Below are 25,517 nucleotides of genomic sequence, written 5' to 3' on the forward strand. Positions count from 1 at the left end.
TGCGCCGGGGGAGCTTAACGGGGGCAGCTCAACCGGCCACCGGCAACGCCACGCTGCCGTCGTCATGGCGGGTCAGCGGGCCATAGGCAACCACCGTTTCCAGCAGCAGCGGGCCACCATACAGGTGCGGGAACAGCGCGCCACCGCGCGATGCCTCCCACTTCACCGCATCGCCCAGCGCTTCAAGGTCGACTGCGGCGATGTGAAGATTGTGCTGATCGGCGAAATGCTTGTCGACCGTTTCAGTCACTTGCGCGGCGGTCGACAAGTGGATGTAGCCATCCTCCAGATCAATCGGCGCGCCGGCGAAGCTGCCCGTTTCCAGCTCCGCCATCTGCGCGGCGGTCAGCACCTTGTAGGCGGTCATCGGCTGTTCGCTCATTCGCCATCCTCCGGTCCAGCGATCGAATCCTCACCGACGATCGCGCCATCGTCCGGCGCGACTTCCAACGGGGCGAGCGGATCGCGCACGTCGGCCTCGGCCTCGCCTTCGGTTTCCTCGATCCGCGCGGCCGAAACGACATGCTCGTTGTTGGCCACATCGAACAGCCGCACGCCCGCCGAGTTGCGGCTGATAACGCGCAGCGAACCGAGCGACATGCGGATCAGCTTGGCCTGATCGGTCACCAGCATCAACTGATGGCCCTTGGATGCCGGGAAGCTCGCCACCACCGGACCGTTGCGGCCGATATTGTCGATGTTGGTGATGCCTTGCCCGCCACGGCCCGAACGCCGGTAATCATAGGCGCTCGACAGCTTGCCATAGCCGTTCGCGCAGACGGTGAGGATGAACTGCTCGCGCGACACCAGTTCGTCGTAGCGCGCCTGTTCCAGGCTCGGCTCGCCTTCCTTCTCGCCCTTCCACGGCGCGAAGCGCAGATAGGTCTCCCGCTCCTCTGGAGTCGCGCCGACGCGGTGCAGCGTGGACAAGGAAATCACCTCGTCGCCAGCGCCGAGGCGCATTCCGCGCACGCCGGTCGAGTTGCGGCTCTGGAACTCCCGCACATCATCGGCGGCAAAGCGGATCGCCTTGCCCTGCCGTGTCGCGAGCAGCACGTCGTCACTCTCGTCAAGGAGCGCGACGCCGATCAGTCGGTCGTCCTCGTCCTCGCCCTCGAACTTCATGGCGATCTTGCCGGCGGTCGGCACGTTGGTGAACAGGTCCATCGAGTTGCGACGAACGTTACCCTTGGCGGTCGCGAACATGACGTGGAGCGCGCTCCACTCGGTCTCGTCCTCCGGCAGCGGCAGCACGGTCGAAATGACCTCCCCCTCGGCCAGCGGCAGCAGGTTGATCATCGGCCGTCCGCGCGTGGCGGCGCCGCCCTCGGGCAGCTTCCACACCTTCATGCGGTAGACCTTGCCGAGCGTCGAGAAGAACAGCACCGGCGTGTGCGTCGAGGTGACGAACAGGTTGGTGACGACATCCTCGTCCTTGGTCGCCATGCCCGCGCGACCCTTGCCGCCGCGTGCCTGCGAGCGGAACGTGTCGAGCGTGGTGCGCTTGATATAGCCCTGCATCGTCACGGTGACGACCATGTCCTCGCGCTCGATCAGATCCTCGTCGTCGATCCCGTCGGCGGCGGCGGCGATCTCGGTTCGGCGCGGCGTGGCGAACTCGTCGCGCACCGCGACCAGTTCCTCGCGCATCACTTCGTATAGGCGCACGCGGTTGCCGAGGATTTCGAGCAGCTCGGCGATCGAATCGGCCAGCCCCTTCAGCTCGTCACCGATCTCGTCGCGGCCGAGCGCGGTGAGGCGGTGCAGCCGCAGATCGAGGATCGCGCGGACCTGGATTTCGGACAGGCGGTAGCTGTCGCCGGTCGCCTCGACGTCGAACGCCTCGACCAGCTTGAGGTACGGCAGGATCTCGCTCGACGGCCAGTCGCGCGCGATCAGCTTTGCGCGTGCTTCCGCTGGCGAGGCCGATCCCCGGATGATCCGCACCACCTCGTCGAGGTTGGTCACCGCGATGACGAGGCCGAGCAAGATATGCGCCCGCTCGCGCGCCTTGTTCAGCTCGAACTTCGAGCGGCGGGTGATGACCTGTTCGCGGAACTGGATGAACGCCTGAATGAAGTCGCGCAGGTTGAGCAGTTCGGGGCGGCCGCCGCGGATCGCCAGCATGTTGGCCGGGAACGACCCCTGCGCCGGCGTATGCCGCCACAACTGGTTGAGCACCACGTCGGCGGTGGCATCGCGCTTGAGATCGATGACGACGCGCACGCCATGACGGCTCGATTCGTCGCGAATATCGCTGACGCCTTCGATGCGCTTGTCCTTGGCGGCCTCGGCGATCTTTTCGACCAGCGCGTTCTTGCCCTGCTGGAACGGGATTTCGGTCAGCACGATCGAGCGGCGGTCACCGCGCGCTTCCTCGATCGTGTAGCGCGAGCGCACAATCACCGAGCCACGCCCGGTTTCGTAGGCTGAGCGGCAGCCCGCGCGGCCTAGGATGATCGCCCCGGTCGGGAAGTCCGGGCCCGGCACGATCTCCATCAACTGCTCGGTCGTGATCGCGCCGTCGTCCATATAGGCGAGGCAGGCGGTGATGACCTCGCCGAGATTGTGCGGCGGGATGTTGGTCGCCATGCCGACCGCAATGCCGCCCGCACCGTTGACGAGCAGATTGGGGAAGCGGGCAGGGAGCACCGACGGTTCGCTTTCGGAACCGTCGTAGTTCGGCACGAAATCGACGGTATCCTTGTCGAGATCCTGCATGAGGAAGCTCGCCGCCTTGGCGAGACGCGCCTCGGTATAGCGCATCGCGGCGGGCGGATCCGGGTCCATCGAGCCGAAGTTGCCCTGGCCGTCGATCAGCGGCAGGCGCATCGCCCAGTCCTGCGTCATTCGCGCCAGCGCTTCGTAGATCGAGCTGTCGCCGTGCGGATGGTATTTACCGATCACGTCACCGACGATGCGCGCCGATTTGCGATAGGGCCGGTTATAGTGGAAGCCGCTCTCCTGCGCCGAATAGAGGATGCGGCGGTGCACCGGCTTCAGGCCGTCGCGCACGTCGGGCAGCGCGCGCGCCACGATCACGCTCATCGCATAATCGAGGTACGAGGTCTTCATTTCCTCGACGATCGAGATCGGGGAAATGTCCGATGGGTCGGCGAGCATCGTCTCGTCGGTCAAGATTGGTCTTCCGGGATTGTTTCGTTTGGATGACGAACCCTAGCCGAGCCGGCCACCCCTGTCACGCGCGACCTGCACGCGCGCCCGCGCACGCGAGGGGGCGGGGTGTAGCGGTATTTTCGCCAAATGCTTTGTCCCCGGTGAAGGGCGGGGTCCAGTTCCGTCGGGTAAAGTTACGGAGCGCGACGTCACGGGACGCGCGCTCCGTAACTGGATCTCGGCCGGTGCCGGGTGAATGAGAGAAAATACGGTGCTTACTTGCACGCCTTCTTGCTGGCGTTGCCGGCCTTCGAGCAATCGTAGGTGATAGTCTTGCCGCTTGCCGTCTTGGTGGTGACCATGCGGCCGCCGGTGGTCTTGGTGGCCTTGGTCATCTTCGTGGTCTTGGCCACGGTGGTCTTGTTCGTCGTCGCCATCGGCTTGGCGGTGGTGACGGTGGTCTTGGTGGCGGTCATCTGGCCGGTGGGTGCGGCGATGGCGGCTTGGCTGCCGACCAGCGCGGCGACGGCGAACAGCGGGGTGAGAATCTTCATATCAGGTCTCCTCCGACGCGGGTCGACGTGGATGCACGCCTCAGGCCCGGTCTGGGCCTATTCTGCTCCGGATATGCCGAACCGCAAATGACGTTTGTGTCATGGAGCGATTTCGGCGCCGTCCCAGGCGAAGTGCTTGCCCGTATCGGGCACCTTGATGCCGTCGATCACGTCGAGCAACTGCACCGCCGCGCGGTCCGCATCGAACAGATGCCCGGCAGCGACGTTGCCCTGGAAGGGCTTCGACAGCGCGGTGTCGACCGTGCCCGGATGCAATGCCACCACGATCGCGCGGGGGTTGCGGCGCTTCTCCTCGATCGCGATCGTCCGCACCAGCATGTTTAGCGCCGCCTTGGACGCGCGATAGCCGTACCATCCGCCGAGCCGGTTGTCGGTGATGCTCCCCACCCGTGCCGACAACACGCCAAACAGCGCACGCCCACCCTGCGGCAGCAGCGGCAGGAAATGCTTGGCGACGATCGCCGGGCCGATCGCGTTGATTGCGAAGTTGCGCGCCAGCCATGCCGGGTCGAGATCGCCCAGCGCCTTTTCCGGACCATGCGTATCGTCGTGCAGCAGGCCCGTGGCGACGAGGATCAGCGTCGGCGCCGGCCCCTTCGCGACGGTGGCGGCAGCGGCGGCGATGCTCGCCTCGTCTTCCAGGTCGAAATGATACGCGCCCTCGAAGGCACGCGCAAAGCCGTGCACCACGTCGAACGTGCCCTCGTCCTCCAGCGCGCGCACCAGTGCCGCGCCGATCCCGCCCGAGGCTCCGATGACGACCGCGCTGCTCACGACCGCAAGAACCGCCAGCGGTTGTCGTCGCTCTCGTCAGGATCGAACCGGTACCCGTCGCTGTCGAAGCCCTTCACGTCTTCCACCTTGGTGATGCGATGCTCGCACAGCCAGCGCGCGACCAGGCCGCGCGCGCGTTTGGCGTGAAAGCTGACGAAACGCGGGCCATCCGGGCCGGGCTCACGAAAATCCACGTCGATCACGCGGATTTCGCCGAGCCGCCCGTCGACGGCTGCGTAATATTCCTGACTGGCAAGGTTCAGCACCACGCCCGAACCCTCCGTCGCGACATCCTCTCGGACCAGCGCCGCGACGCGGTCGCCCCACCATTCGACCAAGCTCTTGCGGCGCGGTGCCCAGCGCGTGCCCATTTCGAGACGGTACGGCTTCATCAGGTCGAGCGGGCGGAGCAGCCCGTACAAGCCGGACAGCATCCGCACATGATCCTGCGCGAAGCGGATCGCTGGCTCTTCAAGCGTTTTCGCCTCCAACCCGGTGTAAACGTCGCCAGCGAAGGCGAACAGCGCCGGCCGCTCCGGGTTGCTCTCGAACGCGGCGAAGCGATCGGCGTTCAGCTTGGCGAGTTTGGGAGAGATGTGCATCAGCTCCGCCAGCTTCTTCTGGCTGAGCCGTGACGCGGCGGCGGCGAGCGTGCCGGCCTCCTCAGCGAAGCGCGGACGCGTCGGCTTGAGGTCGGGAATCACGCTGTCGTAATCGAGCGTCTTGGCGGGGGAGAGCAGGGCGATCATGGCTCGAGCGGGTAGCGGTGCACGCGCGAAGCGTCAAAGGGAGCCGCACGCGAGTTCAACCGTTGTTCAGCCCGCACCGGCCAGATGCCGGGATACGCGCGGTCGCTTGAACGCGACGAAGGCTATGGTAGAGCGGCGCGGCGATCGGCTTATGCCGCACTTTAGGAGAATTTTAGATGCAGGGTGTTTCGAGGATTGCGATTGCCGGGGCGCTCATGCTCGGCCTTGGCAGCACGGTGATCGCGCTTCCCGCCGGTGCGAAGAAGAAAGAGCCCGTGGAAGCCGCGCCGGCCGAAGGCTTCAACCCAAAGAACCTGTCGAACGAGGCGCGTCCGTCGCTGATGGCGGTGCAGACCGCGCTCGCCGCGACGCCGCCCGATCTCGCGACCGCCGAAGCGAAGCTGACCGAGGCCGATGCCGCCGCGAAGAACGAATCGGACCGCTATATCATCGCCAAGATGCGCCTGCAGGTGCTCAACAACAAGATGCAGGCGATGCCGGAGAACCAGCGTAACGACATGGTGCTCGCCGATCCGCTCAACGCGCTGATCGCCAACTCGATCACGCCGCAGGCGGAAAAGGCGCAGTTCACCTACATTCGCGGCACGATCGCCTACAACAACAAGGACTATGCCAAGGCGGCGACGCTCTTCGCCTCGGCACGCAGCCTCGGCTACAACAAGGACGATCTGGCACTCAACCTCGCGCGCGCAAAGGTCGAAGCGGGTGACGTCGCCGGCGGTATCGCCGAACTCGGCACGGCCGTGAAGGCCGAGCAGGCAGCCGGCCGCAAGCCGCCGCAGGATTGGTACAAATATGCCGTGTCGCACGCGATCAAGGCCAATCTGCCGGAGCAGACCAACACCTGGACGCAGATGTGGCTTGCCGACTACGGCACGAAGGAAAACTGGCGGACGGTGATCTACACGTTCGGCTTCTCGGGCCCGGGTGCCACCCGCATGAACGATCGCAACCGGATCGATCTGTACCGCCTGATGCGCGTGACCAACTCGCTTGCCGGTGCGAAGGAATATATCGACTACGCCGACGCGTCGAACAAGATCGGTCTGCCGACCGAAGCCAAAGCGGTCATCAAGGAAGGCTTCGATTCGAAGATTATCCCCGCCGGCAACGCAACTGCGACGGACATCGCCAAGCAGGCCAGCGAGTCGATTGCCTCGGACAAGCCGCTTGCCGCGCAGGAAAAGGCTGCCGCCGCGGCTGCCAAGGGCGATCTCGCCTCGCAGGCTGGTGACGCATACCTTGGTGAGCGCAACTACGCGAAGGCCGCGCAGCTCTACACGCTTGCCGCGACAAAGGGCGTGGCGGACATGGATCGCCTGAACCTCCACCTCGGCATCGCGCAGGCGCTGGGTGGTGACAAGGAAAATGCCAAGGCGACGCTGATGAAGGTGACGACGTCACCCAATTCCGAGATCGCCAAGCTGTGGATGACCTGGCTCGCTTCGCCGCCCGTCGCGGCATAAGCGACGGTTGATCGAGAGGCCGGGTGGCAGGCGTGCCGCCCGGCCTTTCTTTTGCCCGCCGCGGCAGGGCGTCAGTCACCGGCTACGCCGCAGGCCGGTTATTCTACACGCACGGGTATGCCCGGCAGTGACTTTGCGGTGCGGATCGTCAGCGACGTTTTGACGCTGGCGACGTTCGGCGCGGGCGTCAGCTGCGTCATCAGGATATCCTGAAAGCCCTTCAGATCACTTGCGACAATTTTCAGAATGAAGTCGATCTCGCCGTTCAGCATGTGGCACTCGCGCACTTCCGGAATCGTCGCGACATGCGCTTCGAACGCGGCAAGATCCTGCTCGGCTTGGCTGCGTAGGCTGACCATCGCAAACACCGTGATGGGATAGCCGAGCGTTGCGGCATCCAGATCCGCGTGATAGCCTTTAATCGCGCCGGCTTCCTCCAACGCCCGCACGCGGCGCAGGCAGGGTGGGGCAGTCAGACCGACACGTTCGGCAAGTTCAACGTTGGTCATCCGGCCGTCACGCTGTAGCAACTCGAGAATGCGCCGGTCGATTACGTCAAACGCCATTACAGACCGCTCCAAAAAGGGTAGATTTATTTCCATAGTCGAAGAGGTCTTTAGCATAAGATAATTGCGAGGGAACGCAATTGTCCCACAATGTTACGCCCGAAAATCGGCTATTCCGCCACCGCGCGTATCAGGTTAAGAATTGGTTACGGTGCGGCGGTTCGCGCGGCCAGGGGCTCGAGGATGGTTGCTTTGCGGTTCGACGACAGTCTCGAAACGGTGCTTTCGGCCGACGTGTCGACTCCTTTCGGCGCGCAGTCGACATGGCGGCAGTTGGTCGATCTTCTCGGACGACGCCGGGCAAAGGCGGACCCCGCGACCATCGCGCGCTTGCGGGCGCTTCGCCCAAGCGTGCCGCTTGCCGTAAGGGCCGCCAGTGCACGTGCGCTGGCTTATGCCGATCCGCCGGCCGAAGTGGTTCGGCTGTTCGCAGAAGATGATTCGGTCATCGCGGCCCCCGTGTTGCGCAGCGCACGGATCGCCGAGCGTGACTGGATCGCTCTGCTCCCAAACCTGTCGGCGGTCGGTCGATCCGTCCTGCGCCACCGTCGCGATTTGCCGACCGGCGTGGAGCGCGCGCTGGAGGCGTTCGGCAGCGTCGACTTCGTACTCCAGGCGTCGCCTGAGGCGGTACGCAAGGCAGCATCAGTACGCTTCCTGCGACCGGTCGCGCCGGCGCCTGTAAAGACGGTTGTCGCGCCGGAATCGTCTTTCGCTTCGATCGCCAGCATCGCCAATGGCTTGCCGGTCGTGGCGGAAGCGCTGCGACAAAGCACAACCGATCCGGCAACGCCGCCGCCAGCCGATGGCAGCTTCCAGATCGCTGAAATTGTCGCACGGCTCGACGCCTTTCACCGCGAGCGGGACGAACAGGGGCCGCAGCTTCAGGCGGAACTGCTTCCGGCCGAACCGCAGGAATCGCGCGGCTTCCAGTTCGAAACCGATGCCCGCGGCGTGATCCGCTGGGTCGAGGGTGCATCCCGTGCGGCACTGATCGGGCTGTCGCTCGATGCTACGGGTGAGGATGCGGCCGTGGACGGCGTCGCCTCAGGTGCATTCCGGCGCCGGTCCGGCTTCGCCAACGCACGTCTCGTTATCGTGGGAACGTCCGACGCGGCCGGCCATTGGCGCATTGGCGGCGCCCCGATGTTCGACCGGGCAAGCGGCCGCTTCACCGGCTATCGCGGCACCGGCCGCCGCCCGCGCGCGGAAGAAAGCGCGGAGATCGCGCGCGATCGCCGTAGCGCCGGGTCGGATGCTTTGCGCCAGCTCGTCCACGAACTGCGCACGCCCGCCAACGCAATCGCGGGCTTTGCCGAGATGATCGAATCCGAAATGCTCGGTTCGGTTCCGCAAACCTATCGCGGGCGGGCCGGGATGATCCGCGAACAGGTTCACGCGCTGCTCGGCGCGATAGATGATATCGACATGGCTGCGCGGATTGATTCGCGCGCGCTTGATCTACGTCCGGACGTGGTGGTGCTCGCTCCTTTGCTAGCGCGCATCGCCGGTGATCTCGGCCCACTTGCAGGGCTCCGCTCGGCGGTGATCGAGTGTCGGGCGGCCCCCGACGCGGTGGTCTCTGGTGATGATCGCGCGGTCGAACGGCTGATCGGACGCTTGCTCGCCACGCTGGTCGCTTCGGCTCAGGCGGGCGAGCGGATCGTCGTTGCAGCCGTGCGCGAGGATGCGCAGGTGGTGATCATGTTCGATCGGCCGCAGTCGCTCGCCGCTTATACCGCCGAAGCGCTGCTCCAGATCGACGCGGAACATGCGGCAGAGCAGGCCGGTGCGCCGTTGCTCGGCACCGGGTTCGCCCTGCGCCTTGCGCGCAATCTGGCAAGTGAACTCGGCGGTGCGCTTATGCTTGGCGACACGGCCTTGACTTTGCGGCTGCCTGCCGCCGTTACTGCGGGGATGGGACAGGCTTCTTTCAACTAATCCGTGGCGCCTGCTCGCTCGCCATCAGGGTTCAGGCCGGAATCGCCAAAATCCGCCGACCTTATCGATTGGCCTGCCGACTTCGGCACGCGCTTCACCGTCTTCATCGATACCGAGGAAGAGTTCGACTGGGCTGCACCGCTCGCGCGTGAAGGTCATACCCTCGCCTCGGTCGCGGCGATCCCGGAGGCGCACCGCCGGTTCGCTGACCATGGCGTCCCGCTTACCTACATGGTCGACTATCCGATCGCGACCGACGGGTGGGCACGTGATATCCTGCGCGAACTGCTTGGCGATGGCGTGTCGGCGATCGGGACGCAGTTGCACGCCTGGGTTAACCCACCCTTCGACGAAGTGCTTAGCGCTGCGAACAGCTATGCCGGCAATCTGCAGCAGTCTGTCGAGGCGGCAAAGCTCGACCTCCTGACTGATACGATTACATCGGCGTTCGGGCAGCGTCCGATCGCCTATCGGGCGGGTCGTTACGGCATTGGGCCTGAGACGCTCGGGCTGCTGGCGGCGCGTGGGTATCGCCTCGATAGTTCGATGCGCTCCCGTTACCGCTACACGGCGGATGGCGGGCCGGACTTCAGTGCGATCGGCAACGCCGCGTTCCGCTGCGGGCCAGACGGCACGATCATCGAGCTGCCGCTAACGACGGTGTTCACCGGTGTTCTGCGAAGCGGCGGCGCCCGTTTGTACGGGCCGCTCGGCCGGGTGCCGAGGGCGCGCGGCTTGTTCGCGCATGCCGGGCTGTTGTCTCGCGTCGCGCTCACGCCCGAAGATATGCCTCTGGCGGAAGCGCTCGAGGCGATAGCCGTCGCGGTCGGCGAGGGGGTGCGGGTGCTCAACTTCGCGTTCCACTCGCCCTCGCTCGCGCCCGGTCATACGCCGTACGTGCGCGACGCGGCCGATCTCGCGCGCTTTCATGGGTGGTGGCATGCGGTGCTGACCGACCTGGCCCGACGTGGCGTCCGCCCGGCGTCGCTCGATGCACTGATCGCCAACGCACGCTGAACCTTGCCACCGCGCCTCCGCTTCCGCTAACGGTGCCGCGCGGGTGGGGCCTGTAGCTCAATGGTTAGAGCTGGCCGCTCATAACGGCTAGGTTGCGGGTTCGAGTCCTGCCGGGCCCACCAACGCCTAACGTCACGGCTCGGCGCGACCGTGCTCTCTGTCGCTCGTTTCTGCTTTACACCGCCCCGAGATACGACTCAGCCTCGGCGACCGTCGCCAGCACCAGCTTCTGCAGCACGACGTTATCGTCCAGACGCCACACCGAGACGGTGTGACGACCTGCACTGATCGCACCCAGTTGCGCGGGTAGCCGCACCACGTTGTCGCACACCGCGTCGGCCCAGCGCTTCGTCGCCGCAGAACTATGCTCGCCACCGGTCGGCTCCAGCGACACCTGTAGAACCTGAACCGGCCCGTTATCGATCGATACGCCGATGCGCGATGTGCCGCGACCTGTCGTGTCTAGGGTCGGGGCCAGATACAGCGTCAGCGTGGCCGGGCCTGCTTTCTGGATCACCATGTCATAGTCGAGGTGAACGGCATCGTCCTGCGTCGTGGCGGCCCGCCCCTGCGGCAGCGCGATCATGCCGCCGCCGGTGCGTCCGAGATCTGCGATCGGGGTCCACCTGAGCCCCTTGCCATCGTGCGCGCGGCTGAACGCTGTGGCCTCGCGTGCGACGACCCCCGGGGGGGCGCCCGCGCGATCGACAAACTTTGGTTTAAGCCGACGGCGATCGTTTGGCGTGTCGGCGCCGACACGCATGATGCTCGGCATGGTCTGCTGCGTCGGATCGTTCCAGATGACGTAGCTCATGTGGACCTGCGCCATCATGCCATCCCACTTGCCGCCGTTGATGCTGTGGTAGCGCTGCACCAGTTCGCCATCGCGGCGGAACGCCGTCTCCACCATGTCGGCGAAATAGTTGGCGCGCGCGTCATTTTTGGACGCGAGCAGCCGGTTCCAGGCGGTGCCGTAGTACAGCCGGTACAGGTTCGCCATCGCCGCGATCGGGTATTCGATCAGCTGGTAATAGGCGTCATGCTGATCCGCCGACAGCCGCGCACGCACGGCGGTCATGCGGGCCTCCAGCGTATCCCATGCGGCGACCATCATGCCGAACTCGCCGCCATCCAGCCCCGCCGGGGTTACGCCGCCAAGCCTGAAGCTGGACTGGTCGATCAACTCGGGTTTCCGCCGCGCGGTATACTGGCTGTACGCGGTGATCATCTCCCCGATCGAGCCGGCCTGTTCCGGGCCAAACGTCGCGGCTGCCCAGGCGCGCGGGTAATCAGCGAGCGCCTCTGGCGTCATCGCCTCCGGGTCCCATGCCTGTGCGAGGAAGAAGCCGAGCGGATATTCCATCGGCTTGATATCGCCGACATTGACGATCCAGATCGTGCGCACGTTGTGCTGGTACGCGAGGTCCATCTGCTGCCAGACCTTCTCGATCTGGTTGGTGTTGATCCATTTGTAGTTGCGCGGGCCACCGACGTAATCGAAGTGATAATAGATGCCGTAGCCGCCCTTGCGCGGCGGCGCTGCAGGGTCTGGCAAGCGGCGAAGCTGGCCCCAATTGTCGTCGGAGAATAGCAGCGTCACGTCGTCCGGCACCTTCATGCCGTGGTCGTAATAGTCCTGCACCTCCTTGTAGAGCGCCCACACCTGCGGCGTTTCGCTGGCGGGCTTGCCGGTGACGTCCGCGATGATCCTGCGCTGATCGGTCACGACCTGCTCGAGCAGCCCGGTGGCCGTGCCTTCGGCCATTGCCTGATCGCCATCCCCGCGCATGCCGACCGTCACGACGGACTCATACGCTTTGCCGTCGCCCTTCGACATCATCCGTTCGATCCCGCCGCGCCAGAAGGCGCGAAGATGATCGCCGTTCTTCGTATAGTCCCAGGCGCCGCCCGTGATCCCCTGATCCTGGTGGCGGTGCCACTCCTCCTGCGCGCGCAGCATCGGTTCGTGGTGGGAATTGCCCATCACCACGCCCATCGCGTCGGCCAGCACCATGCTGGCGGGATCGTCATCCGCGAACGCCTTGCCCCACATCGCGGGCCATAGATAGTTGCCCTTCATGCGCAGCAGCAGTTCGAACACATGCGCATACATGGCGGAATTCACCCCGCCGAATTTCTTGATCGCCCAGCCGGAGAGGCACGGATCCTCGTCGTTGATGAAAAAGCCGCGATACTTCACCTTCGGCTGATCGCGCCGACTACCCGCCGGGATCAGGATGTCGCGCTGGCGGCGCACCGGCACGTCGGCGAACCAGTGCCATGGGGAGACCCCGATGCGTTGCGACAGGTCATAGGTGCCGAACACAGCGCCGCGCCGGTCCGCGCCGACGATGACCAACGCCCGCTCTACGCCGGGCAGGGGATTGTCGACGACGATCTGGCGGAACGCTTCCCATTCTCCGTGCAGGTCGGCCGCCTGGATGCGGCCTGCGCGGACGAGCTGGTCAATCGTCGCGCTTTGGCCAAGCACGCCGATCACCACCACCGGACCGCGTACGTCCGCGATATGCCCTTCGATAAGCGTCGGGCGGGTTCCACACACACGGCCGAGATCGTCGGCGAAGCTCGCTGCGACCCGCCGCACGGCGCTGTCCGCGCCAGCATCGACGAAGACGGTCGCCGCCGTTCCGTTCCCGATCAGCGGGAACGCGGTGCGCGGGTCGACGGCACTCTTTAAAGCGGGCGTTGCGAGCGCTGGGGTGGCTAGCGCACCGATGGCCGCTCCCAATCCCGCGCTTGCCAGCAAAGTGCGGCGTGACACAGCCGGTATCGAATTTGCCCGCATCCCACTCTCCGACGTCGTTCGCTTGGCGCGGCTTCGCCCGCCCGCGTGTGTTTCATGAACCCGCCCGACCGCACTGCCGCGCGGTCGAGATCAGCAGCGATCGCACCCGCTAACGATAAAAAAGGGGCGCTGCAAAGCAACGCCCCTGAGGATCCCAACCGGGGAGGGGGCGGGGCCTAGAACGTTCCGCGCAGACCAATGAGCAACTGGCGCCCAGGCTTGTACTGCGTGAACGTGTCGTTGGTGAACTGGAAGTAAGACTTCAACGTCGCGTTGGTGAAGTTCGACAGATTGATGGTCAACTGCGGCGCGTGTGGAATGTTGAAGATCTTGTCCAGATCGAATGCGGACGAGAAGTCGTAGCTCGTGTAGTCGAAGTTGTAGAGGCCAGCCGCCGGGATGCCGTTCTGCGCCAGACCGCTGCTCTGCGAGCCGCGACGCGACGTGGTGGACACGCGCAGCATGACGCCGTGCTTCTCGTAATAGCCGGTGATGTTGTAGGTGAACGGCGCGACGCCGAACGCCACCGCTGCGCCCTTGCTGGTCTGGTCGACGATCGTAGCGTTGGCGTTGAAGCCGAAGCCGGTCACACCGATCAGCTTGGTCACGAAATCAAGCGGCTGAACCCACTGGAATTCGAGGCCGTTGATGGTCAGCTTGTCGGGCACGTTGATCTGCGAGGTGATCTGCACCTGCGCTGCGGTCGGACCGCCACGCGAGTTCAGCGCGATCTGCTGCGTCGGGTTCAGCGTATCGTAGGTGATGCCGTACTGCGCGAGATCGGTGAACGGCACCGTCGTGATGTTGGTGGTGGTGAACCCGTTAATTGACTTGCGGAACGCGTTGACGCTGATCACGCCCTCGCGGCCGGTGTAGTATTCGAAACCGAGATCGAGGTTGGTCGACAGATACGGTTTCAATGCTGGGTTGCCGATCGACGCCTGATCCGCCGATGGTGCGGGGAACGACACGCCGGGCAACTGCGCCGAAGGGTCTGGCCGCGTCATGGTGCGCGATCCTGCGACGCGCACCACCGCATGCTCGCCCAGATCATAGGCGAACGTCGCAGCCGGCAGCCAGTTGGTGTAGTGGTTGCGGGTGGTCACCGATCCGGTCAGGTTGGGATACCGGCTGCCATCGGGCAACATCACACCGGCGGCGTTGGTGTTGCGTGGGTCGGGCAGCGAGGTCGTGCCGGTGATGAGCTGGATTGTATCGACGTAGCGTAGGCCGACGTTGAACCGCACCGTGCCTTCGCCGAGTTCCTGCGCGCCGTTAAGGGTGGCGAATGCCGACTTCACGACTTCGCGGATCTGGCCACTCATCGCGCTGGTGTTCGATGCGCCGTTGGCTGGCGCCGTGTCGTGGAACGACTGGTAATTGGTCGCATTGGCAAACGCCGGGAAGTTGACCGTCACGAAGCCGGCCGGACCGGGCGACAGATAGCTCGGGAAGGCGGAATTTGGCACCAGCGAACCGCCGTAGGTCACCGGACCGGTCATGCCTGCGGTCGACCCGGTGCCGTACCCCGGATAGCTCGGATAGCCGGCCGGAGCCGCGCCCGGCGCGTTAAGTCCTGCGCACGGCGGCTGCGTGTTTGGCGAGGGTACGAAGACGCTGGGATTGTTGCCGCACGCCGCGTTCTGCCAGGCCTGGCTGTTGTCATAGCCCTGGATCATCCGCGAGACGTCGTCGAAAGCGCCGCCGACCTTGAGGTTCAGCTTGGTGCCACCCCAAGTCAAATCGCCCCGGAAGCCCTTGGTTTTGTTGACGCGACGCTCATCCTGAAGGTTGAGGCGGCTGCCGGCGTACCACCCGAAGTTGTTCGGATCGTTGAGGTCCAGCCCGCTTTGAATCGTCGGTGCGCCGTCACCCGTGTTGGCATAAGTGACGGTGTTGCCGACGCCGAGCGGGGTGGTGGCACCAACGGTCGGGCTTTCACGATGGAACGTGGAGCGCGAATAGTTGCCCTGCAGGTTCAGCTTCAGCGTGTCCGAAATTTCCCATGCACCGCCAGGGTTGACGCTGACCAGCTTCGTGGTTTCGATGTAGGGGCGGAATTCGTCGAAGAATTGTGCGTTGGCAAAGGTGCCGCCGGTCACGCTGCATCCGGCGCTGCAGTCCGTCTTGTCGAACGTCAGGTTGGTGGGGATGATCGCGCTGTTGCGGACGATCCACGCCATATCCTCGCGGATCAGGTTGTTGTGCTTATAGCCGTACAGGCCATCGACATAGAAACGCAACGTATCGGTCGGCCGCCACTCGGCGCTGACAATTGCGTTGATGCGATCGCGCGATCCGCGCTCGTCCGATGTGCGGCCGAGACGCGGCAGCAGCGCGTTGTCGATCTGCTGAATCGTAGCGCCCGGATTGTGCGCGAGCAGGAATGCCTGGTCGATCGGCGTCCCCGCGACCAAGCCGGCGCCCGCACCGACCGGAACCACCGCCGGGATCGTCCAGTTGCCGCCACCCGTGGTGTTGCAGCCCGTCGCCGCGCCGCACTGCGCCGCAGTAAGCGCGGGGTTGGTATAGCCAATCGTTTCAAAGCCACGCGTGTCGGTGAGCAAGCGCTGCCCTGACACGCCGGCGAGGATGCCGATCGTGTCGTTGTGCCAGCTTCCGATCATCGAGCCGCGCACGCCGATACGATCATCCGGGCTCTGGTTCGAACCTTGGATATTGTAGGCGACATAGGATTTGGAATTGTCGAACGGGCGCGCTGAACGCAGATCAACGTTACCGGCAGCGCCACCTTCCAAAAGGTCGGCGGTGTAGCTCTTGTTGACGGTCAACTTGGTGAACAGGTCGGTCGGGAAGAAGCTCAGATCGACCGAGCGATCGGTGCCCTGCGCGTCGGTCGCACCGGAGGAGGCGACAGCGATCGGCGCGCCGTTCAGCGTGACGTTGGTGAAGTTCGAACCCAGTCCGCGGATCGCGACGTTCACACCCTCGCCGGTGATGTCACGCGTGATGGTGATGCCGGGGATGCGGTTGAACGATTCCGCGATGTTCGTGTCGGGAAACTTGCCGATATCTTCGGCAAAGATCGAATCGGTAAAGCCGGTCGACTCGCGCTTTGCATTCGTCGATTTCGCAAGGCTCGAGCGATAGCCGGTCACGACGATATCAGGGGCAGTCGCATCAGCAGCCTGATCCGCTACGGTCGGCAGGTTCGTGGTCTGCGGATCGGTGACCTGCGTCTGCGGAGTAGCGCTTTGAGCGTACACCGCTGAGCTATACAGTCCGGCAAAGGCGGTCGCGCAGCATAGAGCGATACGCTTCTTGTTCTGCCGTGACGAATGCGAGGTCATTCTTCTCTCCCTGAGTCGCCGACGTATTGTCGATCAGTGCGCTGAATACTTGGTACTAAGGTGCGTCTTCGGATAGCGAGCGGGTGAATGAGCCCCCCCCCCCCACTGGGAAGGCATTCACCGTGACGCTTTAAAAATGATACGGTCAGCCGCTCTGTCTGCTCCGCACGCCCGTTCTGCCCTTTAGTCTGTTAGCGCTACCTACCTAAATCAATCTTGCATTGTCAACCGGCCGGTCAGGCCGATTGCGGTAAAATGCCTTGCCAATAGTCGGATGGCTTTCCGGCGCCGTGTCGGCACCGTTGATCTGCTCGCGCGGCAAATGAACGGCTTGTGCGCCAAAGCAGCAAACGGAAGCTGGCGTGATCGGGCAACTGTCTTTGTTGAATTGGTAATGCCGGCGGCGAGAAGAACTCAGGTCTCAGGGCGTATCAAAGGACGTCAGGATCGGACAGGGACCGGCCGAACTGCTGGCGCATTCCGAAGCGAGACGCTTCAGTGAAGCACGGGCTTTCTCCAGTTCGTCGATCCTGGTGTCCAGAGCGGCGATCCGTTCGCGGGCAAGCTCGCGCGCTCGCGCCCGGTCATCGGTCGCATCGAGCGCCATCAGCTCGCCGATCTGTTCCAGTGTAAACCCTGCGGCCTGTGCTGCGCGGATAAAACGCAAGCGGCGGACGTCCTCGTCGCCGTACCGGCGTATACCCCCGCCAAGCCCCGCAACACCGCACCGCTCGGGCGTTTGCAGGAGACCGCGCCGCTGATAGTAGCGCACCGTTTCCACGCCGACATCGCCCCGGCGCGCCAGACCGGAAATGGTGAGCGCCTGCACGTCGTGATGCTGTACCATGCGCGCACTCTATGATCGGGAGGTTTGCAGTGCCAGTCGAAAGGCGGCCACGTACAGGCGTGCGAACGAACGGCGCCGCGCCTCGCTGGCGCGAACGGTTCAGTATGCGCGCGGGATCGCGCATGACGTAGCTGATGAGAGTGACGCACAGGCGGATCGTTCGGCCCGGTCGTGCGATGTAGCAAGATGGCCAAAATTCAATACATCCTCGCGTCGATCCTGTTCGGCCTCGCGCCGTTGCCAGCCACCGCGCAGACGCTGCCGCTCGGCGCCGACCTTCAACGTTTCGACTATCCCTATCCGGTGAAATGGTTCGAGAGCCGGTCGCCCGGTGTGCCGGTTCGTATGGCGTATCTCGACATCCCACCAATCACTACCGCAAACGGGCGCGTGGCCGTGTTGCTGCACGGCAAGAACTTCTGCGCAGCCACATGGGGCGATACCGCACGCGCCTTGGCAGCGCGGGGCTACCGCGTGATCGCGCCCGATCAGGTGGGCTTCTGCAAGTCATCCAAGCCGGGCGGGTTCCAGTACACCATCGCCGGGCTGGCAACGCTGACAAGGGACCTGCTCGACAGTATCGGTGTGGTACGACCGGTTCTGGTCGGGCATAGCACGGGCGGGTTGATCGCGATGCGCTATGCTCTGCTGTATCCGAAAGAGGTCGCGTCGCTGGTGTTGGTCAATCCCCTCGGGCTTAACGATACGCTGACCGAAGGCGTGCCATATGCACCACTCGGCGCGCTGCTGGCGGAGGAAGCAAAGACGGATGCGGCCTCGATCAAGGCGTATCAAATGCGCAATTACTATCACGGGACATGGCAGACGCGGTACGATCGCTGGGTGATGATGCTCGCCGGCCAATATGCGAGCCCGGATGGCGATAGGGTGCGGACCGCGCAGGCACGTCTGTCCGAAATGATCGAAACCCAGCCGGTGGCTACCGAAATCCCGCGCATCACCATGCCAACGACACTCATCATCGGTCAGGCGGACAAGACCGCGTTCCGCGCGTCCAGCGCACCTGCGGACAGGCGCGACCAAATCCTCACGGTTCCTCAAGCCGCTGAGCTGGCGGTGAAGCGCTTTGCGCATGCCCGATTGATACGGCTGGCGGGGCTCGGTCATGCGCCGCAGGTCGAGGCGCCCGCCCGCTTTCAGGACACTTTGCTGCAAGTCTTGGACACGCGATGAGATTGGGCGGCAGACTACGACCGCACAGCGCGACCGCGTATGCAGGCGGGCGAATTGTCACTGTCACTTACGTGCCGCGCCACGTGATCAGGGCGGCCCGCCGCGCACGATCCTAAGCCGCCAGGGGCAGCGTACCGCTTTTGGTTGCCGACTCTTTGATTTCGTCGGTGTGGACGTGGAAGCCGGTCAGCCACGCCGGACCGAACGCGGTGGTGAGCGCCACATCGGCCGCGTCTCGCCCACACGCCATCAGGATGCGCCCGATACGGGGGACCCGGTGCCGGGCGTCGAAACTGTGCCACGCGCCATCAAGATACACCTCGAACCATGCGTGGAAATCCATCGCGATGTCGACTGGTGGGATGCCGATGTCACCAAGGTAGCCGCTGCAATAGCGTGCCGGGATGTTCATGCACCGGCACAGCGCCACCGCCAGATGGGCGAAGTCGCGACACACGCCGACGCGCTCGCCATTGGCTTCCCAGGCGGTGCGGGTCGCACGCGCATATTGATACCCGTAGGTAAGCTGGGCATGGGTATAGTCGACGATCGCCTGCACGCGCGCCCAGCCGGGTTCGATCCCGCCGAACAGGTACCAGGCGGTATCGGAGAGCCGGTCGGTATCGCAATAGCGGCTACCGAGAAGGAATGGCAGCACTTCGGGAGGCAGCAAGTCGGGCGTATGCTGATCGGCCTGTGGCGACTGGCGGTCGGGTTCTCCGCAATCCGCGATGACGAAATCGCACGACAAGGTGATCCCGCCGACCGGTACGACCAGGCGCGTGCAGACGTTGCCAAAGCCGTCGACGAAATCCTCCATCGTCACCGGGCGATCGGCAACGATGCGGTGTTCGGTCCTGAGGTCTGCGCGGCGCGAGGGGTGGAGGTTGAGCATCGCGACCATCGGCGTCGGCATGTCGGCAGCAAACGTCAGGTCATATCCAGCTCGGATCAACATCGACTGGGCTCCAGCATCTCGGGCGTTGACGGCGCGGCTCTCGAGCCTGACACACGATACTGTAAAGCATGATAAGCACATTGGTTGCGTTGTACGGAACATTCCGGTGCGAAGTGCGCCCGCGCGCGATCCGTGCGGGAGCGCAAACAAGGGAGGTGCTTCGATGCGGATGAGCAGACGCGAGATAATGGCGGGGACCATCGCCGCGAGCGGCATGGTAGCATGCGGCGCGGCGCACGGCGCGGATGCGACCGGCTGGCAAGCGCTGGCGCAGGACGTGAAGGCGCAGATGGCGTGGGCATGGGATCAGTACAAAGCGCACGCCTGGGGCAAGGACGAGATCAAGCCGGTCAGCGGCACGTTCTCCAGCTTTCCGCTCAAGACGCATCATCTCGGGCTCAGTCTGGTCGAGGCGCTCGATACCTTATGGGTGATGGGGCTCGATAGCCGGTTCGAGGATGGGGTCGCGTGGGTAAAGGCCGATCTCGACTTCGCGGTGGACGGCGAGGTGTCGGTGTTCGAAACCTCGATCCGGCTGATCGGCGGCCTGTTATCGGCGCACCATGCCTGCGGCGATGCGGTGCTGCTTGCCAAGGCGCGCGATCTCGCCGATCGGCTGCTGCCGGCGTTCGCCACGCCAACCGGTATGCCGTATCGCTTCGTCAACCTGAAGACCGGGGCCGTGCGCGAGTCTGTCACCAGCCCCGCCGATATCGCCACCTATCTGCCCGAATGGGGCACGCTCAGCCGCCTGACCGGCGATCCGCGTTACGCCGACACGGCCAGGAAAGCGGCGACCGCGGTGTTCGATCGCCGTTCCAGGCTCGACCTTGTCGCGACCCAGATCAACGTCCTCAATGGCGCGTGGCAGTCGCGGCGCGCGACGGTCGGCTCCTATTGCGATAGCTTCTTCGAATATCTGTGGGACGGCTGGCAGTTGTTCGGCGATGCCGAGTGCAAACGCATGTACGATGTCTGCACCGCCGCCATTCTGAAGCACCAGCAGGTCTGGCGTGACGGCAGCCTGTGGTTCGCCGACGTCGATTTCGAGACGGGGCAGGTCGTCAGCGCGGAACAGGACGAGCTTGCCGCCTTTTACGGCGGCCTGCTCGCACAGGGCGGAGCGGCGAGGATCGGCGCCGCTTACGTGGAAAGCTGGGCCAAGGTGCAGGACCGCTACGGTGTCCTGCCGGAAGGGTACGACTATGCGGCGGCACAGCCAACGCAACGCGGCAACGCGCTGCGGCCGGAGCTGGCGGACGCCGCATTCAATCTGTGGCTGCTCGACCGCAACCCGCGCTGGCGCGAAATCGGCCGCACGCATTTCCTCGCCATGAAGCGGTGGAACAGGGCAGCCTATGGCTATACCGATATCGCCGATGTGACTGCGCGACCGATGCTTCAGGCGGATCATTGCCCCGGCTACTGGTGGTCCGAACAGATGAAATATTACTATCTGCTGTTCTCCGACACGCCGCGGTTCGATTACGCAAACAACTATCTGTCGACCGAAGGCAACGTTCTGTTGGGCTTCAGACGGTGACCTGCCATGTCGGCTGATCGTCGTGGTGGCAGGGGTGGCCGCGCGTGCTGAGCCAGTCGCAGCACGCTGCCGCGAATATCGCGGAAGCGCGCAGGTTGCGTGCGGAGGGTCTGTCGTATCGGCAGATCGGCCGCCGGTTGCAGCTTTCCTCCGCACAGCTCGGCCTTGTCCGCCGATCGTTGAAGCGCGAAAAGGCCGGGCGGACGCGGCTGCGGGCAACGATGCCGAACGCGACCGACCGAGACCTATTGGTCAGCCGTTCGGTGCTGCCGGCGGGGCTGCGCCGGTGCCTTATCGACGCAGGCTACCGCACACTCGGCGATCTGGCGGATCGGCTGGACGACGCCGACCTGCCGGGGATCGAGACGCTGCCGGGTATCGGTCCGCACCGGGCGCGGCTGGTGAAGGCGCTGCTGGACCATTACGAACTGCTCCACGGCGCGAGCGATCTTCAGGGTGAAATCGAGCGGCTGTTTCCCGACTTGCGGGATGGGCCGGCGGGCTGATCGGCCCCGCTGACAAACTCGCCGCAAGCTCATCCTGTAAAGCCGGAGCTGCGCTGCGCGCCCGCACTCCGGTTATGCTCCACGACTGTTGTCTTTGACAGCGGTTGTCACGATGACAATACGAGCGATGCCGCACCCGGTCGAGCGGGCGAGACGAGGACCACGGACATGATCGATTTCTCGGCACTTCAGCACGCCAGCACCGTCGGCGACGCCTGGAAATACCCCCAGCGGCTGGCGAACCGCAGCGGGTATCTTCAGGTCGATCGGACACCCGACCATCGGCTCTACTGGGAGGAATACGGCAACCCGGCGGGCGAACCGGTGATGTTCCTCCATGGCGGCCCGGGGGGTGCGTGCTCGCCGGTGATGTCGCGGTTCTTCGATCCGCAGCGGTACCGCGTGATCCTGTTCGATCAGCGCGGCTGCGGCAGGAGCGAGCCGACCGTCGCGCAGGCCGGGCCGGACGTCGCGCTGGTCCGCAACACCACCGATCATCTCGTCGACGATATCAACGCGCTTCGCGACGCGCTCGGCATCGCCGGGCCGATGCATGTATTCGGCGGCAGCTGGGGCAGCACGCTCGCGCTGGTCTATGCGATCCGGCATCGGCACAACGTCGCATCGCTGGTGCTGCGCGGCATCTTCATTGGCGCTCGGCAAGACCTCGAGTACATGTACCAGGGCAACGCCGCGACCTTTGCCGAGGCGCCGTTCGCATTGACCGCACCGGGCAGCTACGTGGCCTATCCCGATGAGTGGCGCGCGTTCGTCGAGGTCATCCCGCCGCATGCGCGTACCGACATGATGCACGCCTACAAAGCGGTCTTCGACGCGGTTCCGACCAGCGACGAGGACCGTGCGCACCAGCTTCGCGCGGCGCTGGCCTGGTCGGTCTGGGAAGGCAGGATCTCGAACATGATCCCGCAGGACGATGACCCCGGCAAATACGGCTATGCCGAGTTCGCGCTCTCTTTCGCGCAGATCGAGGCGCATTTTTTCGCCAATCACCTGTTCCTCGAACCCGATTACATCCTCGGCAACGTCAGTCGCATCGCGCACCTGCCGATCCACATCGTCCACGGGCGCTTCGATCAGGTCTGCCCGTTGACGCAGTCCTCGCGGCTGATCGAAGCGTTTGCGGATGTGGGGGCGACGCCGGTAACGTATGTCAGGACCAACGCCGGTCACAGCGCGATGGAACTGCAAACCGCGCTGGCGCTCACCGCGATCATGGACGGGCTCGCGCCGATCGCGTGACTGGCTCCCTCGCGAGCAGCGCCACCGGGATGCCAGGACGCCGCTCGCGAAGCGGGTGATCGTCCGCTTATCCCGCCATCAGCGCGGTGGTCAGCTCGCTGCCACGGGCCTGCTTCAGCACGCCGCAGTCGTGGACTTGCTCGACCGTGCGATCCAGCGACAGGCCGCCGCGCTTGTACTGGTCGACCTTGGGCCGCATCGCCGTCTCGATCATCGCCGCCTTCTCGACCGAGCAAAAGCCGGTACCCATCGCCGGCAGCGAGGACGCGGTGAAGATGCCGTTGCCCTTCACGAACATGTCGTAATTGCTGACGAGCCAGTCGAACGCGCGATCGCGCGTGGCCGGCTCACTGGTCATGCCGCGCAGCAGGCTGAGCCGGTCGCTCGGGCGCAAGCGCGCATCGTCGAGGTGCGCGATCAGCCAAGTGCCGGTCCCGACATCGCCGGTGCCGCCGAGCGCCCGGATCGCAGCGTCGCGGAACAATGTATCGTCGCTGGTCGCCGCCTGTGCGAACAGTTTTGCAAGCGCGGTTTCGCCGCCGCTGTCGAGGTACGCGCCGAACGCCGGCTCGTACAAAGACTGATCGAGTGCGGTCTTGTCGCCGCCAAGGTAGCCGGTCGCGGCAGCGGAAAGCTGGCTACGCACGGCGGAGTCCATCGCTTCGCCGCTGAGCAGCGCGACCGTCTCCGAACGCAATCTCTGCTGGTCGGGGTCTTCGCTCAAATAGGCGCCTGCCTTCGGGCTGAAGCCGAGCCGCGCGAGCGTCGGCGCATAGAGGCTCGCCATCAGCTTACGATACGCGGGCAGCGCGGCGTCCGGCACCATGCCGTGCGCGCGCAACTCGGCCAGGCGGTGGCCGCCTGCGGTCGCCGCGCCGGAGTACGGGTTCGCCATCATCGCCTTGGCAGCGGCGACGAGCAGCGCCGGAGACACCTCACCCGCGCGGTAGCCCGCCCACAGGCTGTCGATCGTCGCCAGCGCCTCGCCCGGCGCGAGCGTCGGTGACGTCGCGATCAGCGCGCGCCAGTCCGGGTCGGCCATCGAGAAGCGATAATAGCCGGTGCCGCCGGCGTTGGGCATGATCGCGCCTGCTCCGGCCGTCGGGATGGTCGCGGACGCGTCGGTCAGCAGCGTACAATTGCGCGCGGTACCGATCCGGTAGCAGAACGGGATCGACCAGCGCTCGGGCGCAAGCGTGCTGCCGAGCATCGCGTAGCGCGACTGTTGCAGCGTCAGCGCGCCGTTGGCACCGCGCGCGACATGGACGACGGGTACGCCCTGCTGGTCGACGAAACTCTTCATCGCAGTCAGCACGCGCGGATCGTGTGCGGCTTCCGCCAGCGAGGCGAAGAACTGTTCGGTCGATGCGTTGCCGTAGGCGTGGCGGTTCAGGTGCAACCGCACGCCCGCCTTGAATTTCTCGTCGCCAAGATAGGAGGCGATCATCGCGACGACCTGCCCACCCTTGCCATAGGTCACCGCGTCGAACGCGCTGTCGATCTCGCCGCTGTTGACGATCGGCTGGTGGATCGGACGGCCGGCTTTCAGTGCGTCGATGTTCATCGCGCGGAACGCTTCGTCGATTGCGCCGACGCCGATCTTGAGATCAGGCCGCCACTCGTTGCCGATGCGGTAACCCATCCAGTTGGCGAAGCTTTCGTTCAGCCAGATGTCGTCCCACCAGGCGGGGGTGACGAGATCGCCGAACCACTGATGCGCGAGTTCGTGCGCGACGACCATGCCGAACGCCTGCTTCTGGCGGGTCGAAGCGCCCTTGTTCAGGAACAGCAGGCTGTCGCCATAAGTGTCGGCGCCGGCGTTCTCCATCGCGCCGGGCATCACCGGCGAGCCGATCTGGTCGAGCTTGGGGAACGGGAAGGGGCGCCCGAAATAGCGTTCCAGCAGGCCGACGATCGGCCCGGTATTCTGGAGCGCGAAGTCCATCTGGTCCTTGTTGGGCTGCGTGCCGATCACGCGCACGGCCATGGGCGTGGCGCGCTCCGGCGTCGGCGCGGCGGTTCCGCTCACGCTCGCGAACGGCCCGACGCCGAACGCGACGAGATACGTAGGCAGCGGCTTGGTCGGTGCGAAGCGATGCGTCACCATCGCGGCAGTTCCCCCGGCGGCAGACGGCGTGCTGCCGGTTTCCGGCGCGTTGCTGTAGACGGTCAGGCCGGGGCGGGTGGTCAGCGATACGGTGAACGGCGTCTTGTAGCCGGGCTGGTCGAAGCTCGGATAGGCGGCGCGCGCATCGGTCGACTCGAACTGGGTCCAGGCATACCATTGGTCGCCGACCTTGACGTGATACAGGCCGGCGGGACCGGCACCGAACGGTGCGTCATAGTCGAAAACCAGGGTCGCCTTGCCGGCCGGAAGCGGCTTGGCGAAGTCCACCCGCGCCACGCCGAGCGGATCGACCTGCGTGTACGTGGCGGTCGTCTGCACCGCGCCGCCGCGCGCCTTGACACTGGCGACGTGAAGCTCGCGGCCATGCAGGTACAGGCTGCTGGTCGGCGCCTTCAGCGTCACGTCGATCTCGACATGACCGGAGAAGCGATCCTGGTCGGGCTGCACCACGAGGTCGAGCCGGTAGGCGCTCGGCGTCGCGGCGTCGGGCAGGATGCCCTCCGGCACCGCTTGCGTCGGTGCGGCGAGCGCGATGGCCGACGGCATGGACAGGGAGATCGCCGCAAGCGCGACGGTTCGCATCAAGGTTTTTGCAAGGTGGTTCATCGGCCACTGGATATGAGCGCGCCGGGTGCCGCGCAAGTCATGTCGGCTAAGGAATCGCGTGCCTCGGGCGCCTCGTCCGGCGGCTTGGAACGCCCGACGGCACGCAGGGTTGTAGGGGCAGCGCCCGGTACC

18 protein-coding genes and 1 tRNA gene are annotated in these 25,517 nt (G+C 65.0%); 8 read left to right on the forward strand and 11 right to left on the reverse strand.

Annotated features, from left to right (window positions below):
• Positions 1–28 precede the first annotated feature (28 nt).
• The 5 genes from OXR00_RS01550 to yaaA form a co-directional block, all read right to left on the reverse strand.
• Positions 29–382: a DUF952 domain-containing protein gene (locus tag OXR00_RS01550; protein ID WP_267386271.1), complete on the reverse strand. Its 354-nt coding sequence runs from the start codon at positions 380–382 to the stop codon at positions 29–31.
• Entirely contained in the window at positions 379–3,138 is a 2,760-nt protein-coding gene (gene gyrA / locus OXR00_RS01555; protein ID WP_267386273.1) for a DNA gyrase subunit A, read from the reverse strand. Before gyrA ends, OXR00_RS01550 begins: the two co-directional genes overlap by 4 nt.
• 254 nt (positions 3,139–3,392) lie before the next feature.
• Positions 3,393–3,671 carry a hypothetical protein gene (locus tag OXR00_RS01560; protein ID WP_242146165.1) on the reverse strand — a complete coding sequence of 93 codons (279 nt, stop codon included), beginning with the start codon at positions 3,669–3,671 and terminating at the stop codon, positions 3,393–3,395.
• Positions 3,672–3,770: 99 nt separating this feature from the next.
• Positions 3,771–4,466 (reverse strand): SDR family NAD(P)-dependent oxidoreductase, encoded by a 696-nt coding sequence (locus OXR00_RS01565; RefSeq protein WP_267386275.1) that lies wholly within the window; start codon positions 4,464–4,466, stop codon positions 3,771–3,773.
• The gene (yaaA, locus tag OXR00_RS01570; protein ID WP_267386277.1) at positions 4,463–5,215 is read right to left on the reverse strand and encodes a peroxide stress protein YaaA; all 753 of its coding nucleotides are present in this window, start codon (positions 5,213–5,215) and stop codon (positions 4,463–4,465) included. Before yaaA ends, OXR00_RS01565 begins: the two co-directional genes overlap by 4 nt.
• Positions 5,216–5,391: 176 nt before the next feature.
• Between yaaA and OXR00_RS01575 the strand changes: the two genes are divergently transcribed.
• Positions 5,392–6,702 carry a hypothetical protein gene (locus OXR00_RS01575; RefSeq protein ID WP_267386278.1) on the forward strand — a complete coding sequence of 437 codons (1,311 nt, stop codon included), beginning with the start codon at positions 5,392–5,394 and terminating at the stop codon, positions 6,700–6,702.
• A 98-nt stretch (positions 6,703–6,800) separates the two neighbouring features.
• Here the strand turns inward: OXR00_RS01575 and OXR00_RS01580 are convergent, their stop codons facing one another.
• Entirely contained in the window at positions 6,801–7,268 is a 468-nt protein-coding gene (locus OXR00_RS01580) for an Lrp/AsnC family transcriptional regulator (protein WP_242147073.1), read from the reverse strand.
• A gap of 183 nt (positions 7,269–7,451) precedes the next feature.
• Between OXR00_RS01580 and OXR00_RS01585 the strand changes: the two genes are divergently transcribed.
• From OXR00_RS01585 to OXR00_RS01595, 3 genes are all read left to right on the forward strand, one after another.
• On the forward strand, positions 7,452–9,209 hold the full coding sequence (locus tag OXR00_RS01585; protein WP_267386279.1) for a HAMP domain-containing sensor histidine kinase: 1,758 nt from the start codon (positions 7,452–7,454) through the stop codon (positions 9,207–9,209).
• A 3-nt stretch (positions 9,210–9,212) separates the two neighbouring features.
• The gene (locus OXR00_RS01590; protein ID WP_267386280.1) at positions 9,213–10,226 is read left to right on the forward strand and encodes a polysaccharide deacetylase family protein; all 1,014 of its coding nucleotides are present in this window, start codon (positions 9,213–9,215) and stop codon (positions 10,224–10,226) included.
• A gap of 46 nt (positions 10,227–10,272) precedes the next feature.
• Positions 10,273–10,348, forward strand: a tRNA-Ile gene (locus OXR00_RS01595).
• A 53-nt stretch (positions 10,349–10,401) separates the two neighbouring features.
• Here OXR00_RS01595 and OXR00_RS01600 read toward each other — a convergent pair.
• From OXR00_RS01600 to OXR00_RS01610, 3 genes are all read right to left on the reverse strand, one after another.
• The gene (locus OXR00_RS01600; RefSeq protein WP_267386281.1) at positions 10,402–13,008 is read right to left on the reverse strand and encodes a glycosyl hydrolase 115 family protein; all 2,607 of its coding nucleotides are present in this window, start codon (positions 13,006–13,008) and stop codon (positions 10,402–10,404) included.
• Between the two features lie 200 nt (positions 13,009–13,208).
• Positions 13,209–16,343 carry a TonB-dependent receptor gene (locus OXR00_RS01605; protein WP_267386282.1) on the reverse strand — a complete coding sequence of 1,045 codons (3,135 nt, stop codon included), beginning with the start codon at positions 16,341–16,343 and terminating at the stop codon, positions 13,209–13,211.
• Between the two features lie 421 nt (positions 16,344–16,764).
• On the reverse strand, positions 16,765–17,190 hold the full coding sequence (locus OXR00_RS01610; protein ID WP_267386283.1) for a MerR family DNA-binding protein: 426 nt from the start codon (positions 17,188–17,190) through the stop codon (positions 16,765–16,767).
• A gap of 186 nt (positions 17,191–17,376) precedes the next feature.
• Here OXR00_RS01610 and OXR00_RS01615 point away from each other — a divergent pair, with 186 nt between their 5' ends.
• Entirely contained in the window at positions 17,377–18,384 is a 1,008-nt protein-coding gene (locus OXR00_RS01615; protein ID WP_267386284.1) for an alpha/beta hydrolase, read from the forward strand.
• Between the two features lie 112 nt (positions 18,385–18,496).
• Here the strand turns inward: OXR00_RS01615 and OXR00_RS01620 are convergent, their stop codons facing one another.
• A complete protein-coding gene (locus OXR00_RS01620) occupies positions 18,497–19,342 on the reverse strand; it encodes a transglutaminase family protein (protein ID WP_267386285.1) in 846 nt (281 codons plus the stop codon).
• 163 nt (positions 19,343–19,505) lie between these two features.
• Here OXR00_RS01620 and OXR00_RS01625 point away from each other — a divergent pair, with 163 nt between their 5' ends.
• From OXR00_RS01625 to pip, 3 genes are all read left to right on the forward strand, one after another.
• Complete coding sequence (locus OXR00_RS01625) at positions 19,506–20,885, forward strand: glycoside hydrolase family 47 protein (protein ID WP_267386286.1); 1,380 nt, start codon at positions 19,506–19,508, stop codon at positions 20,883–20,885.
• Positions 20,886–20,929: 44 nt separating this feature from the next.
• Positions 20,930–21,391, forward strand: a complete 462-nt coding sequence (locus OXR00_RS01630; RefSeq protein ID WP_267386287.1) for a hypothetical protein — start codon at positions 20,930–20,932, stop codon at positions 21,389–21,391.
• A 168-nt stretch (positions 21,392–21,559) separates the two neighbouring features.
• A complete protein-coding gene (gene pip / locus OXR00_RS01635; RefSeq protein ID WP_267386288.1) occupies positions 21,560–22,651 on the forward strand; it encodes a prolyl aminopeptidase in 1,092 nt (363 codons plus the stop codon).
• A 67-nt stretch (positions 22,652–22,718) separates the two neighbouring features.
• On the opposite strand, the gene OXR00_RS01640 is transcribed toward pip, so the two are convergent.
• Positions 22,719–25,385, reverse strand: a complete 2,667-nt coding sequence (locus OXR00_RS01640; RefSeq protein ID WP_267386289.1) for a M1 family metallopeptidase — start codon at positions 25,383–25,385, stop codon at positions 22,719–22,721.
• Positions 25,386–25,517 lie beyond the last annotated feature (132 nt).

Origin of the sequence: Sphingomonas sp. GC_Shp_3 (genome assembly GCF_026540945.1) — a bacterium.
Lineage (GTDB): Bacteria > Pseudomonadota > Alphaproteobacteria > Sphingomonadales > Sphingomonadaceae > Sphingomonas.